Genomic DNA, 14,507 nt, shown 5'->3' with positions numbered 1-14,507 from the left:
CGTGCACATTGCCCCCGGTCAGCACGATCGATCACGGTCGTCGGTGACCGTCGCAGGCGAGGTGGATCGTGGTGGTGGGTCCGCCGCGGGACCGATCGATGGCATGATCACCTGGCTCGCTGTGTCCACCGCACGAGCGTGCTTCCCCTGTGTGGGACGCAGTCACGCGGCGGGCGCCGGCAGCGTGCTGATCCGCCCGCACGATGCTGGAGCCGACCGAGACCTCGCGGTCGAGTTCGTCCATCGCCCCGGCGATCACCTGCACCTGCGCTACCGGCGCGGACAGGGTGCCGATGCGTGACCAGCGCCAGAACCGGTTGCAGACCGTCTTCCACGGCCCGTAGCGCTCCGGCAAGTCCCGCCACGCCGAACAACCGCAAACGCGTCGATCCGCGCGGTGCCGGACGCACGATGGACGGGCGTGTACAGCTCGAACCGGCCTCCCAGGAGGACAGTTCCATGGTGGAGACGAGCACGACCCGGTGGTACCTCGTCGGCGCACTGCCCGACGAACGCCCCGTCGCGCACCTGATGACCCGCTCGGACGACCTGCGTTACCGCCGCTCCGCATGCGGGGAGCGGGACTCGCGCAGCTGGACCCCGATCGACCTCACCGCACCGGGCACCGGGCACGTCACCCCGTGCCCGGACTGCGCGGCCACGCTCTCCGGCACCCCGCATCCGGCGGACGGCCTGGAGCAGCTGGCCTTCGACCTGCCACTCGGCTGAACGCGGTCACCGGCAGCGAGCCGAACGTGCCCAGCAGCACCACGAACGCTGCGGTGCGGATCGGCATGCGTTCTCGGCCCGCCCGGCCACGACGGCCTTGCCCGGCCCTGCATCGACCCGCTGCCGGCTCAGCGTGCTTCGCGGAAGAGGTCCGCGAGCTCGGTCGGCGGCGCCTCGTCGAGCTGCGCGTAGGTGCACGAGGCCGGGTCGCGGTCCGGCCGGAAGCGGACCAGCCGCCCGCCGTGCCGGAACCGGCCGCCTTGCAGGTGCTCGTAACGCACTTCAGCCACCCGCTCCGGACGCAACGGCTCCCAGGACAGGTCCTTGTCCGGCGCCCACCGGCTGTTCGCGCCGGGCCGGCGCGCAGCAGTGCCTTGCTCCCGCCCCGCCGACGCACTCTCCCCCGCCGACGCACTCTCCCCCGCCGACGCACTCCCTCCCGCGGAGGCGGCATTCCACCCCGCCGACGCACTCCCTGCCGCGGAGGCGGCATTCCACCCCGCCGACGCACTCCCTCCCGCGGAGGCGGCATTCCACCCCGCATTCCACTCTGCCCAGCTGCGCCAGGGGTGCCCGTCGAGTGCGTTCTCCCGCCATGGCGCCAGTTCGTCGACCAGTTCGCCGCGCCGGGCTCGGGTGAAGCTGCTGGCGACGCCGACGTGGTGCAGCGTCCCTTCGTCGTCGAACAGTCCGAGCAGCAGTGAGCCGATGCCCTGGCCGTCCTTGTGCCAGCGGAATCCGGCGACGACGCAGTCGGCGGTGCGTTCGTGTTTGACCTTCCACATCACCCGCCGGTCCTGTTCGTAGGGCTGGTCGGCGGGTTTGGCCATGACCCCGTCGAAGCCGGCGCCCTCGAAGCGGGTGAACCAGTCCTGCGCGACGTCCGGATCGGCGGTGAGCGGGGTGAGGTGCACCCGCTGCAGTTCGCCGCCGGGTTCGCCGCCGAGGAGCTGTTCCAGCAGCTCTCGCCGCCGTGAAAACGGCTCTCCGGTGAGGTCCCGGTCCTCGAGTGCGAGCAGGTCGAACGCGACGAAGCTGGCCGGCGTCTCCGCGGCGAGCTTCCGTACCCGGCTGGCCGCCGGGTGCAGCCGCAGCTGCAACGCCCCGAAGTCGAGGCCACGGGGGGTGACCAGGACGATCTCACCGTCGACCACACACCGCGGCGGCAGTGCGGCAGCAAGCAGTTCGACGAGTTCCGGGAAGTAGCGGGTGAGCGGCCGGTCGTTGCGGGAGCCCAGTTCGACCTCGTCGCCGTCGCGGAACACCACGCAACGGAAGCCGTCCCATTTGGGCTCGTACCGGAGCCCGGCGGCCCGCGGCACCTCGCGCACGGCTTTGGCGAGCATCGGCCGCACCGGCGGCATCACGGGGAGCTGCACGTCGGCGATCCTAGGCGGAACGGATGCTGACCTGCACCTTCTCCTCCCCCGGCCGCAGTGCTCACAGTTCGGCGAGCACCAGGCCGCCGCGGGGTTTCGGGGTGAAATACGTGGCCTTCCGCGGCATCCGCCGCCCGGCTGCGTGCACCGCGCGGACCGTCTCGAACGGCACCGGCGCGAGCTGCACCACGGCGTCCGCCTCCGGTGGCACCGGCGCACCCGGCGGCAGCGGGCGCACCTGCGGACCGTCCGGGGCGAGGTCCAACGCCTGGGAGAACAGCATCCGCTCCACCACCTCGTGGTCGATCACCAGCGGGTCGTCCGCCGGAAGCCGCACCCGCAACGCCGTCTCGCCCGCCAGGACCACCGCGATGCCGGGCGACGAGGGCGGGCTGCGGTCCGGCGACGGCGTCACCTCCAGCCCGGCCGTGCGCCACGCCTCGGTCAGCCGGTCCGCGGTGAGCCCGGTGCCGGCGAGCACCCGGTGGATCGCGCCGATCCCCAGTCGCGGACCGTCGGTGATCAGGGCGAGCAGGGAGCCGGTGGCGGCCGCCGCGGCGACCCGGTGGTTGCCGTCGGCCACCAGCAGATCGCGGGCGGAGGCGGCCCGCACCAGTCGTTCCTGCACGGTGCCGGACGGGACCACCCACAGCTCGTGCACCCGTCCGGCACGATCCACAGTGGACACGTCGGGACGGCCGGCGCAGGCGGATTCGACCGCGCCGCTCAGCCCGGCACCGTCGTCGACCGGCACGAGCAGTGCGGCGCTCGTCGCGCAGCCCAGTCCGGCGAGCACCGCGGCCCGCTCCGCGACCACTTCGGGGTAGACCTCCTCGGTGTGCCGCACGTGTGCGGCTCCCGCAGTGAGCCCCCGCACGTCGACCATGCCCAGTACGCCGGACGCGGCGGCGTCGCGCCCCTCGATCCGGTACGCCGCCACGAACCCGCTCAACGACCGGTAGTGCCGCGCCCGCAACCGCGCCAGCGTCGCACGGGCCTGCGGCACCGCGTCGGCAAGGCCGAGGCCCTTGGCCAGCGCGTTCGGCGTGCGCGCCGGATGCTGCGCGGCCAGCAGCGTGTCTCCCGCACCGGCCGGGGAGGCCAGGGCCGCGGTCACCGCGCCGGGTTCGGCGAACTCGTCGACGTCCGGTCCGGGCACTTCGCCGCGCACCACCCATCCGCGGCGGATCGGCCGCACCCACGTGTCCATCGCCCCATCATGGCGGCCGGTTCCGCGAGCCGGTCCGTGCAACGCCGCCCGATCGCGCTCAGTTCTGCAACGGCGCCAGCTCGCGCAGGAATCCGTCGAGGAACCGCCGGTAGTCGCCGGGGGTCGCGGGCCGGATGACGAACTTCGACAGCCCGGCGTCGATGTGCTGCTCCAGCAATCGCCGGGCCTGCGCCCAGTTCGTCGGCACGAGCTCGGTCAGCGGTACGTCCGGGTTGCGCCGGGCGGCGACCTCGCCCAGCCCGTGCGGAACGCCGTCGGCCGCCACCGCGAGACTCAGGCCGAAGTGGTCGGCCTCGATCTCGCGCCCGGCTTCGGCGGCCGCCCGCTGGATCGCGATCCGCGCGCCGCGGGACTGTTCCGGCGAGTGGAAACTGCCGAGCCAGCCGTCGGAAAGCCGTCCCGCGCGGCGCAGTCCGGCGGGTGCGCTGCCACCCAGCCACACGTCGAGCCGCTTCGCCGGCCGTGGCCCGATGGTGGCGCCCTCGACCTGGAAGAACTCACCGTGGAAGTCCACCTCGTCGCGTTCCAGCAGCTGCCGCAGCAAGGTCAGCGACTCGTCGAAGACGGCCGCACGCCTGCCTTTCGGCACCGGGAAGAGGACGTTTTCGGCCGGTCGGGCCGGACCGAGGCCGAACACCGGCAGCACTCGTTTCGGCGCCAGCCCGGCCAGCGTCACGAGCTGCTTGGCGACCAGCACCGGATGCCGCCCCGGCAGGATCGTCACGCCGGTACCGACCTTCAGCCGGCCGGTCCGCGCCAGCGCGTGCGTCATGCCGATCATCGGGTCCACGTCGCGCGCGTAGATCTGTTCCGACAGCCACAGCGAATCGACGCCTGCCTCCTCCAGCGTCCCGGCCAGCTCCGCGAACTCCGCGGGCCCGGTACCCGGCGCCGGGGCCACCCCCAGCCGGATCTTCAGTTCCTCGCCCACCCGGTGCTCCTTCCGCTCCACTGGGGCAACACCGGGCCCGGCCCGGCTATGCCCCAGCGGGCAAGCCCGCCGGCTCGCGGCGGACCGCACGCCGGGCGTTCGGACCGGCTCAGCCGGTCGCCTCGATCACCCGGCCGAGCGCGGTGTGCAGTGCCTCCAGCTCGGCGACCTCCATCCCGAGCGTCGCGACCACGCGGTACGGGATCTTCTCGGCCTCGGCGCGCAGTGCGCGGCCCCGGTCGGTGAGGTCCACGGTCAGCTGCCGTTCGTCGGCCCGGCTCCGGCCGCGGGTGACGTATCCGATTGCCTCCAGCCGTTTCAGCAGCGGAGACAACGTGGCCGGTTCGTGGCGCAACGTCGCACCGAGTTCCTTCACCGAGCGCGGCGCGGTCTCCCACAGCGCCAGCATCACCAGGTACTGCGGATGCGTGAGCCCGTACGGTTCGAGCAGCGGACGGTAGATCGCGATCACGCTGCGCGAGGCGACCGACAGCGCGAAGCACACCTGCCGGTCGAGCTTCAGCGGGTCCTCACCCAGGTCGATCTCGGCCACTCGTCCTCCTCTGTGCTGCCGGGACGTCACTCTAGCGCGGTCCGGACGCGATCCTCGCCACGCTAATGGTTAGTGTACTAATCATTAGGGTACGCTGATCCGGTAGTGGAGGGAGGCACGATGACGGACCGTCCCGGGGTGCTCCGCTGGTTCCGGTATGCGGTGGGCGGGCGGCTGCCCGAGCGTTACCACGACTGGCTGCTGCACGACACCACGTCGAAACACTGGAAGGCGCGGCACGTGCTGCGCAGCAGTGTCGGCATCGCCCCGCTCTGCCTGGTCTGGCTGCTGCTGCCGGGGCCGATCCAGCTGCGGCTGGCGATCGTGCTGATGGCCGCGCTCGTGTCGTACTTCTACTCCTGCGCGTACATGGAGGAGAGCATCGACCACCGGTTGTCCCGCAACGGTTTCCCGCCCGGCACCGGTAAGCGGATCCGCCGCGAGAAGGCCGCGGAGGCAGACGCCGAGGCGAAGGCGCGCTACATCGCGATCTACCGGCAGTCCGGCGACTAGACTCGGGGCCGATGAGACGCAAGCTGCCCGCCCCGATCCCGCCACGGCACGGCCTCGAGCCCGCGCGGCTGCGGATGCCGGACGAGGGCCCGTGGACGAGCTTGCTGGAGCACCTGGTGGCACGGCTGCCGCGGGCGGCCCCGGAACGGGTCGAGCAGATGCTGCGTGACGGGCGGATCTTCGGCGCGCACGGGCCGCTCGGCGTGGACGCCCCGTTCGAACCGGGCACATTCATCTGGTTCCACCGTGACCTGCCGGACGAGGTGCCGGTGCCGTTCGGGATGACCGTGCTGCACCGCGACGAGCACCTGCTGGTGGCCGACAAACCGCATTTCCTCGCCACGATCCCGCGCGGCAGGCACGTACTGGAGACCGCGCTGGTGCGGCTGCGCCGGGACCTCGGACTGCCCGAGCTGTCCCCGGCACACCGGCTCGACCGGGTGACCGCGGGGCTGGTGCTGTTCGTGATCACCCCGTCCGCGCGCGGGGCGTACCAGACGATGTTCCGCGATCGCCTCGTGCACAAGGAATACGAGGCGATCGCGGGGTACGAACCGGAGCTGGAACTGCCGCGCACGGTGCGCAGCCGGATCGTGAAGGAACGGGGAGTGCTGGCCGCCCAGGAGGTGCCGGGTCCGGTCAACGCGGAGTCCACAGTGGAGCTTCTGGAGCACAGGGACGGCCTCGGCCGCTACCGGCTCGTACCCGCCACCGGGCGCACGCACCAGCTGCGCCTGCACCTGAGCGGACTGGGGATCCCGATCCTCGGCGACGACTTCTACCCACGGCTGCGGGAGAAACCACTCGACGACTTCACGAAACCGTTGCAGCTGCTGGCCAAAACGCTCGAGTTCGACGATCCGCTGACCGGCGAGCACCGGCGATTCACCAGCCGTCTCCGGCTGTCCGCATGGGACTCGCCGGACGAGTGGAGAGCGGCCCCGGCGAACGACCGGGACCGCCGCACGGTCGTCGCGTCCGGACCCTGACGCCCCGCGGCACGGTGCTCGGGCCGGACCGTGGAGCGGACGGTCCATCGCGCGGGCGGCAGCGGCGCTGGATCCGGCCCTGACCCGGTTGCTCGCGGCACTCACCGAACCCGCGTCCGCCGCGGCACTCGCCGGCCGGATCGGTCGGCCCGACAGAAAGTGAACTACCACCTGCGGGCACTCGCCTCGCACCGCACGCTGCTGACCGATCTGGTGTCGCGCTACCACGACGAGTCCTCCCCCGGACGCCCGCGCGCATCGGCTCGTCGTGCTCGCCCACCCGAAACCGCCGGAGTAACGTCACTCGAACAGGTGTTCGATCATGGGGTACGCTGGACGGCATGGGGCACGCACTTCAGGGATCACTGTTCGGCGAGGACGAACCGACGGCGCTGGGCTCGCTGTCCGCCGTCCGGCGCACCGAGCTGAGCCGCGGCGCGTGGATCGACGTCCTGCCGGGCTGGCTGGCGGGGTCCACGGACCTGTTCACACACCTGGCGGCCGACGTTCCGTGGCAGGCCGAGCGGCGGAAGATGTACGACCGGGTGGTCGCCGTACCCCGGTTGCTGTGCTTCTACCCCGAACACGCGCCACTGCCGCACCCGATCCTGACCGAGGCAAGGGCGGCGCTGTCCGCGCACTACTCGGCCGAGCTGGGTGAACCGTTCCGCACCGCGGGCCTGTGCTACTACCGCGACGGCCAGGACAGCGTTGCCTGGCACGGCGACAACCTCGGCCGGGGCAATGTGGAAGACACGATGGTCGCGATCCTCTCGGTAGGCGCCGAACGCCACCTGACCCTGCGCCCCCGAGGCGGCGGAGACTCCCACCGCTACCCGCTGGGCCACGGAGACCTGATCGTCATGGGCGGCTCCTGCCAGCGCACCTGGGAACACGCAATCCCGAAGACGACCCGCACCGTGGGCCCCCGCATCAGCATCCAGTTCCGCCCGAGAGGAGTGCGCTGAGAACCCTTCCACCTCCCGGCGAGGCCCGCGGCCCCCGCGCCGCGCGAGGCACCCCGAACCCGAGCCAGACAACCCCAGCCCAGCGGAGGCCGCCACACCTGCGGCAAGGCAACCACAGCTGGGCAAAGCGACCACTCCGGGACGAAGCAACCGCACCTAGGCAAGGCAACCACGCCGAGCAAGGCGACAACCCCTGGCAAGGCGACCACGCCGAAGCCAGGCAGCCACGCCGCAGCAAGGGTGGCCACCCATGCAAAGGCGACCACTCCTGGCAAGGCAACCACTCCTGGTAAGGCGGCCACACCGCAGCAGGGCAGCCACGCCGCAGCAAGGGTGGCCACCCATGCAAAGGCGACCACCCCTGGCAAGGCGGCCACGCCGGGGCCAGGCGACCGCATCCGGACAAGGCAGCCGCACCTGGATAAGGCGGCCACACCTGGGCCAGGCGACCACCCTTGGTAAGGCGGCCACACCGCAGCAGGGCAGCCACCCTGGACACGCCAGACCCACCGGGGCAACGCAACCGCGTCCGGGCAAGGCAGCCCCAGCCGGGCAACGCAGGCACACTGCGGCCAACTGGTCCGACCGCGCGCGGCAGGCATACCGGGCCAACGCTGGCCCACCTAGCCAAGGCAGCTCACCCGGACAAAGCAGCTCACCCGGACAAGGCGGCCGCGCCCAGCCGAGATCTACTCCAACAACACAACTCTCACCCGACCCACACAACCGCACCCACCAACCCACACCGACCCGAACGAAAACTGCCCCACCACCACCAACCCACCACACCCCGCCAAACCCACTCCAACAACACAACTCTCACCCGACCCACACAGCCACACCCACCAACCCACACCGACCCGAACGAAAACTGCCCCACCACCACCAACCCACCACACCCCGCCAAACCCACTCCAACAACACAACTCTCACCCGACCCACACAGCCACACCCACCGACGCGCACCGACCGGGGTGGGCTGCCCCGCCGCGGCGGGGCCGTTCTGCGCTGCGGCGCCGTGCCGTGGGCCAGGTGGGCCCGTTTCGGCAGATGCACTGGCGCCGCGCTTAGCCAGCCTTGGCCTCGGCGGCGGACATGTCACCCGGCGGGTCGCGCGATCCGGCGAATGACGGTGTCGTTCCGGCAGTACGGCCTCGACCCGGCAGTCAACGTTGGTGCTGTCCCTGCCTTGCAGCCATCGTCACCCGGGAGTTGTCGTGCTGGCCAGCATGTCGGCGGTCGTCGTGCGTTCGGCGGCCGTCGCGCGGGCCGGGCGTTGGCCTCGGCGCCCTGCGGCTAGCCACAACGGACCATCGAACCCGGTAGCGGTGCACCGCCTGTCCGGCAACGTAAGGTGCGCGGCTGCCGTCCGCGGCCGGTCGTCGCAGCCCGGCTGCCGACGTCTTGCGCGGTATTTCCGTCTGCCGTCGGTCGTTGCGCTGTCGCGCCGTGGGTGTCGTCGCTCCACCCCGGGTGGTTGCGATGCCGTTGGGACACCAGGACACCAGGACACCAGGACACCAGGACACCAGGACACCAGGACACCAGGACACCAGGACACCAGGACGAGTATCCCCGACTGGTGCGGGGGAACGTCCTCTCAGCGGAACGAGGGGCGCCGACCCGCTACTGCCTCGTTCCGTTCGCTGTGTTCGCGGTCGCCGCGCCGTAGTGTCCGGTTGGCGTTGTGGTGTGGCTGCGGATGGCCCATCGACGCGTGGCTGCCGGGCGCTCGACGCTGTCGCGCCGGGGGGGTTCGGTGCGCGGTGGTGCAGTGCTCGGACGGGGGCGTGGTGGTTGCGCCCGGTGGCTGTTGAACGGTGCGTGGGCCGGAAGGGCGGGACCCCGCTCCGGCGGTGCCCGGCGCGGCGCACCGCTGGGGAGCCGGGCCGGGGCCACACCCCGCCGGAGCCGGCCTTGGTCAGTTCACCAGGACGGGCAGTGAGTCGAGTCCGTACACGATCGACACCTTGCGGAAGGCCAGCTCCTCCGGGGCGACGGCCAGCCGGAGGTTCGGGAAGCGGCGGACCAGTGCCGGATAGGCCGTGCGGAGTTCCATCCGGGCCAGTTCGGCGCCGATGCAGCGGTGGATGCCGTAGCCGAACGCCAGGTGGGACGACGGTTCGCGGGTCGGGTCGAAGCGGTCCATATCGCCGGTGCCCAGCGTGGCGTCGCGGTCGGCCACCGACAAGGACACCAGCACGATGTCGCCCTCGCCGATGTGCACGCCCCCGATGTCCAGGTCCTGCTTGGCGAACCGCGGGAACGCCATCTGCACCACGGTCAGGTACCGCAGCAGCTCCTCGACGAACCGGTGCACCGACTCGTCGTCACCGCGCACCGCCTCGAACGCGGCCGGATCGCGCAGCAGCACCAGTGCACCGAGCGCGAGCATGCTGGCCGTGGTTTCCAGCCCACCGGTGAGCACGCCGTCGGCGAGACCGGCCAGTTCCCGATCGTCGATCTCGTCGCCGTGTTCCTTGATCAGCATGCCGAGCAATCCGTCGCCGGGCTGTTCACGCTGCTTCTTGACGATCTCGAGCAGGTACGCCAGCGACTCCGAGATCGCCCCCAGCGACGCACCGGCGCCGCCGAACAGGTCGAACCGCGCCGTGCTCAGCCGCTGGAAGTCGGCGCGGTCCTCATAGGACACCCCGAGCAGCTCGCAGATGGTCAGCGACGGAATCGGCAGTGCGAAGGCCTCCCACAGATCCACCGGCCCCTCGGTCGCGGCCATCGCGTCGAGCTGGTCGGTCACGATCTCGTCGATCCGCGGGGTCAGCCGCGACAGCCGCCGCATGGTGAACTCGGGCGTGAGCAGCTTGCGCAGCCGGGTGTGCACCGGCGGGTCGGCGAACCCGAGTCCACCGGGGTCCTGGTCCTCGGTGACGCCCGCGCTGCCGACCAGGTTGGTGAAGTCGTTGCTGAACTCGGAAACCTTGCCGAGCACGGCCTTGGCCTCGTCGTAACCGGTGACCAGCCAGGCGTTCATGCCGAACGGCAGGTCCAGTTTGCTGATCGGCGCCTCGTCCCGGCGGCGGCCCAGTTCGGGCACCGGGTCGAGCCCCTCGCGGCGCAGCGGGGCCAGCGCGGCGTCCGGCAGCAGCGCCATCTTCTCGAGGTCGAAGCCGCGTTTCTGCTGACGGGCGAGGTACCGGCGGCCGGCCCAGGCGAGGACACGAGAACGGAGACTCCCCATGCCATCGACCCTACCCCACCGGCGTCCGCGCCCGACCGGGGACGGAGACGGCGGTCACCCCGTGACCAGCAGTTCGCCGGGGCGCGGCCGTCCCGGCGAACCGGGCGCGGGGAGGGGTCAGAAGGCGGCCGGGCCGGCCGGGCTCCCGTTGCCGGTGGGCCCGTCGTAGCCGGCGACCGCGGTGCAGAGGTAGTCGCCGCCGCATTCCTGGGTCCCGGCGTTGTCCCCGCCGACGACGTCGTTCAGCTGTGCGGCATGCGCGTACAGCCGCGACGCGTCCGGATACTGGTCGTGGTGCCCGGCCAGCGCGATCACCCCGGCCACGAACGGCGCCGACGCACTCGTCCCGCCGACCACCGTCCAGCCCGTCTCGACAGTCGTCTCGTAGACCGCGAGCCCGGTCTCCGGATCCGCGACCGCGGAGACGTCGGCGACCGTGCGGCCGGGGCAGTTCGGATCGGTCTGCCAGGCCGGTTTGCCCACCCAGGCCGAGCACCCGCTGGTCGCATCGTGGTACGCCGATTCGGTCCAGCCCCGTGCGTTGCCGGCCTTCACCAGCGACGTGCCGCCGACCGCGACGACACTGTCGTACGCGGCGGGCGCGTTCGGCACGGCGAACCCTTCGTCGCCGCTCGACGCGAGAACGGCCACGCCGGGATGCCGGTAGTGCGCGGCGAAATCCCCGCTGGCGCTGCTTTCCGGGGCCCCGTAACTGTTCGACACGATCGTCGCGCCCAATCCGACCGCCGTGTCCACCGCGGCACCCAGCGAAGCGAATTGCGCGTCGTCCCCCTCCACCAGGAGGAGTTTGCACTGCGGGCAGGCCGCCGAAGCCAGGTCGAGGTCGAGTGCGGTCTCCACCGGCCAGTCCCCGTCCCGCGGGGGCAGCGGTTTCGCGTCCCCGCGCTGATTGACCTTGCGGAAGCAGCCGTTCTCCGTGGTGCACGGGGCGAGACCGTAGGTCTTCCGGTACACCGCCAGGTCCGCCTCCGCGTTCGGCGCATCCCCCGAGTCGACGACCGCGATGGTCTCCTCGGCCCCGCCGGTGGCAGGCAGGCGATAGGCCGAACGCAGATCGGCCGGTCCGTAGCCGTCCGGCAGTGCCGTGCCCGCCGTAGTGCCCGCCGCCCCCCGCACCCCGAACCCGCCGGACGGGCGGCTGTCCACTTCCGCGAAACACCGGGCGAACCCGGCCGCGGCCGGACCGCAGACCTCCTGCGGCAGTGGTTCCGCCGCGGCCGGGACAGCCGAAACTGCCGGGACGAACGCGACCGCCGTGGCGGCAACCGCAGCCACGGCCGCGAAACGACGGCGAATCCGGTGCATGCTCTTGCTCCCCACGGTCAGGCCCCCGCCTTCGCAACGGTGTAGGCACCGGTGATCGTCTGGGTGATCGCGTCACCGGCCCGGTCCTGCGCGGTCACCTTCAACGACGGCGATTTCCCGGCTGACTCCGGCGGGTTCTCCCACGTGGCCCGGTAATCGCCGGGCGTCCCGGTCACCTTCGCGGGCTGCCAGGTGGCACCGTCGTCGAAGGAGACCGAAACCGCCGCGGACGTGACCGGCGATCGGGATCCGGCACCGCTGAACGCTGCATGCCCGACGTGCAACGCGAGCGCCTGGCCGCCGACCTTCGAGGTGGTGGTGAGGTCCGCGTCCAGCCGGTAGTCCACGGTCAGCGCACCGAGGATCCGGCACGGCTGCGCCGAATCGGCGGGCTGGCACACGTGCGGTGCAGGCAGCACGGGGTTCTCCGCAGCCGGGTCGTACCGCACGCTCAGCTCGGTCCGGATCTTGCCCGCCTGGCTGACGCCGGGCACCGCAGTCCGGTCGACGTCCAGCACGCCCCGGAACACCGCCGGTGTCTTCGGCGCCTCGACGACCGCGCCGGTGGCACCGTCCTGGTCGAAGACCTGCTTGTCGTCCTGGTACAGCGAATAGTGCACCTTCGGTGCGTAAAACAGCGGGAGCGCGGTGTGGTCCGGCATGCTGTCGCGCAGTGCCGGGATGGCCAGTGACACCGTGCTCCCGGAGTAGCAGGCCTCGCAGGTCTGCTGCCGGTTCCACTGTCCGAGGCCGGAGGAGAGCGGGCCACGGGACCAGTCCGTGGTCGTGGTGCTGCCGGCCGGGTACCGGCGCGGATCGGCGAGCATCAGCTGCCGCGAGGAGCTCTTCACCTCCTCCTGCCCCCACTGCGAGGTGTGCGTGGTGCCCAGGTAGTCGATGAGCGTGCCGGGTGCCGGGAGGTAGAAGCCGGATGCGCCGAACCCGTGCCGTTCGATCACCGGATCGACCGGGCCGTTGTCGATCGCCACCGGCATCGTGTCGGCCGGGTCGGCGTGCAGTACGTCCCGCACCGTGGCGAGCTCGCTTTCCTTGGTGGCGAACGACTGATCGGCCGGAATCCCCTCGGCGGCGAACGAGAGGTCGACGCGGTAGCGGTCCTCGGCCTTCGGCGGTGCCCCGCCCCATTGCACGACGTAGTGCAGCCGCCCGGAGGACGGTTTCGCGACCGGGGACACGTACTGCGGCGTCTCCGGGCCCACGACGATCAGGCCGAGCCCCCGGCCGGTCGGGTCCTCCCGGTAGACGGAGGTCTGGAGTTGCTGCTGGGCGGCCGGTTTCGGCGAGCTCACCCGGATCGGCGCGGTCGCGGTCCGCTCGTCCACGGTGAGGGTTGCGGTGGCCGCGGAGTCGTCCACGGCGAACCCTTCCACCGCGACGGTCCGGATGGCCTTGACGTTCCCGTCCGCGTCCCAGTCGACGAAGGTCGAGTAGGCCGCGTAGTGCCCGGCGGGCACCGCGACCCTGGCGACGCCCTCGACGTCGACGCTCAGGTTCGCCCGGCTCGCCGAATCCGTGTCGATCAGGCTGATCGAGCCGTTCACCGGTTTGCCGTCGAGATCCTTGAGGCCGAGTTCCAGGTCGTGCATCGGGTACCGGGGCTGCTCCGGGACCTGCTGCGCCGCCCCGGCCGCCCGGATGGTGACCGGCAGGCCGCTGCTGCCGGCAGGCCGTCCGGCGGCCACGTCCGCGACGATCCGCCGGTGCAGCTCGGCACCGAAGGCGGTGGCCGATTCCGGGGTGAAGTACCCGGTCGCGGTGTTCCCGGACCGCGAGGTCAGCGTGATCCCCGGCAGCGCGGCAGGCGCCGCACCTTCGGGAAAGGACAGTTCAAGCCCGATCCGGCCGGAGTTCTGCTTCGCCGGCGCAGTCACGTCGAACAGCGAACGGTCCAGTTTTCCCAGATACGGCAAGGCAACGGCCGGAATGACGTAACGGTGGCCGCCGTCGGCCTGAAAGGACTGCACCGGCTGCCGGTTCGCCGGCGCGAGCGCAAAACCGGTACTGCCGCCCGGCCGCGGAAAGACGGTGACCTCGTCCCCGGTGATCAGCGAAACCTGCTGTGCCGCTGAAGTGGCCTCGGTGAACGCAGTGCCCGCCGGGGGCTGCGCACTCACCGGCGCGGTCACCGCGATGGACGCGCCTGCCACGATCGCGATCAGCACCACGGCGCGGTGCGGTATCCGCCTGCCGAGTCCCGGTCTTCTCACAGCCGCTCTCCTTTTCGTCACGACGACGCACGGGGAAAAACCCCGTGATCCGAGCTGGCGGACCCGAAGACGTGATCGATACTGGACTGGACCATTCAGCACTGTCAACGGACGTTCGAAGGGTCTTTCCGGGAAAACGGCCCGGTCACCCGGACGGCAGCGGTGCCGTTACGAATTCCGGCGTTCTTGCCCTGCCCAACAGAATTGTCCGGAGCAAACCACCCGGGGCAGCACGCGGGATCAGTCGGCGCCGAAGGGCACCACGCAGCGTCGGCCCCGCCGAGGGCCGGCGCCACGCGGGGTCAGCCCGCGCCGAGGGCCAGCGCCACGCGAGGTCAGCCCGCGCCGAGGGCCAGCGCCACGCGAGGTCAGCCCGCGCCGAGGGCCAGCGCCACGCGAGGTCAGCCCGCGCCGAGGGCCAGCGCCACGCGAGGTCAGCCCGCGCCGAGGGCCAGCGCCAC

11 protein-coding genes are annotated in these 14,507 nt (G+C 71.6%); 4 read left to right on the top strand and 7 right to left on the bottom strand.

Features of this window, described 5'->3' with window-relative positions:
• Nucleotides 1-459: 459 nt before the first annotated feature.
• Nucleotides 460-729 carry a hypothetical protein gene (locus ABD793_RS00985; RefSeq protein ID WP_344854293.1) on the top strand — a complete coding sequence of 90 codons (270 nt, stop codon included), beginning with the start codon at nucleotides 460-462 and terminating at the stop codon, nucleotides 727-729.
• Between the two features lie 128 nt (nucleotides 730-857).
• On the opposite strand, the gene ABD793_RS00980 is transcribed toward ABD793_RS00985, so the two are convergent.
• The 4 genes from ABD793_RS00980 to ABD793_RS00965 form a co-directional block, all read right to left on the bottom strand.
• The gene (locus ABD793_RS00980; protein WP_344854292.1) at nucleotides 858-2,108 is read right to left on the bottom strand and encodes an ATP-dependent DNA ligase; all 1,251 of its coding nucleotides are present in this window, start codon (nucleotides 2,106-2,108) and stop codon (nucleotides 858-860) included.
• A gap of 61 nt (nucleotides 2,109-2,169) precedes the next feature.
• The gene (locus tag ABD793_RS00975; RefSeq protein WP_344854291.1) at nucleotides 2,170-3,318 is read right to left on the bottom strand and encodes a DUF1015 family protein; all 1,149 of its coding nucleotides are present in this window, start codon (nucleotides 3,316-3,318) and stop codon (nucleotides 2,170-2,172) included.
• A gap of 58 nt (nucleotides 3,319-3,376) precedes the next feature.
• Nucleotides 3,377-4,270 (bottom strand): TIGR03854 family LLM class F420-dependent oxidoreductase, encoded by an 894-nt coding sequence (locus ABD793_RS00970; protein WP_344854290.1) that lies wholly within the window; start codon nucleotides 4,268-4,270, stop codon nucleotides 3,377-3,379.
• Nucleotides 4,271-4,379: 109 nt separating this feature from the next.
• Nucleotides 4,380-4,823, bottom strand: a complete 444-nt coding sequence (locus tag ABD793_RS00965; RefSeq protein ID WP_344854289.1) for a MarR family winged helix-turn-helix transcriptional regulator — start codon at nucleotides 4,821-4,823, stop codon at nucleotides 4,380-4,382.
• 120 nt (nucleotides 4,824-4,943) lie between these two features.
• Between ABD793_RS00965 and ABD793_RS00960 the strand changes: the two genes are divergently transcribed.
• The 3 genes from ABD793_RS00960 to ABD793_RS00950 all read left to right on the top strand — a co-directional run bounded on the left by ABD793_RS00960 (nucleotide 4,944) and on the right by ABD793_RS00950 (nucleotide 7,293).
• Nucleotides 4,944-5,336, top strand: coding sequence for a DUF5313 domain-containing protein (locus ABD793_RS00960; RefSeq protein WP_344854288.1), 393 nt, complete (start codon nucleotides 4,944-4,946; stop codon nucleotides 5,334-5,336).
• 11 nt (nucleotides 5,337-5,347) lie between these two features.
• Nucleotides 5,348-6,325 carry an RluA family pseudouridine synthase gene (locus tag ABD793_RS00955; protein WP_344854287.1) on the top strand — a complete coding sequence of 326 codons (978 nt, stop codon included), beginning with the start codon at nucleotides 5,348-5,350 and terminating at the stop codon, nucleotides 6,323-6,325.
• 341 nt (nucleotides 6,326-6,666) lie between these two features.
• Entirely contained in the window at nucleotides 6,667-7,293 is a 627-nt protein-coding gene (locus ABD793_RS00950) for an alpha-ketoglutarate-dependent dioxygenase AlkB (protein ID WP_344854286.1), read from the top strand.
• Nucleotides 7,294-9,214: 1,921 nt separating this feature from the next.
• On the opposite strand, the gene ABD793_RS00945 is transcribed toward ABD793_RS00950, so the two are convergent.
• The 3 genes from ABD793_RS00945 to ABD793_RS00935 all read right to left on the bottom strand — a co-directional run bounded on the left by ABD793_RS00945 (nucleotide 9,215) and on the right by ABD793_RS00935 (nucleotide 14,046).
• Nucleotides 9,215-10,492 (bottom strand): cytochrome P450, encoded by a 1,278-nt coding sequence (locus ABD793_RS00945; protein ID WP_344854285.1) that lies wholly within the window; start codon nucleotides 10,490-10,492, stop codon nucleotides 9,215-9,217.
• A gap of 117 nt (nucleotides 10,493-10,609) precedes the next feature.
• Nucleotides 10,610-11,818 carry a S53 family peptidase gene (locus ABD793_RS00940; protein WP_344854284.1) on the bottom strand — a complete coding sequence of 403 codons (1,209 nt, stop codon included), beginning with the start codon at nucleotides 11,816-11,818 and terminating at the stop codon, nucleotides 10,610-10,612.
• A gap of 17 nt (nucleotides 11,819-11,835) precedes the next feature.
• Nucleotides 11,836-14,046, bottom strand: a complete 2,211-nt coding sequence (locus tag ABD793_RS00935; protein ID WP_344854283.1) for a hypothetical protein — start codon at nucleotides 14,044-14,046, stop codon at nucleotides 11,836-11,838.
• Nucleotides 14,047-14,507 lie beyond the last annotated feature (461 nt).

It is taken from the genome of Amycolatopsis ultiminotia (assembly GCF_039536925.1).
GTDB lineage: Bacteria > Actinomycetota > Actinomycetes > Mycobacteriales > Pseudonocardiaceae > Amycolatopsis > Amycolatopsis ultiminotia.
The sequence above is the reverse complement of the archived record's forward strand: the minus strand, read 5'-3'. Positions and strand labels throughout refer to the sequence as shown.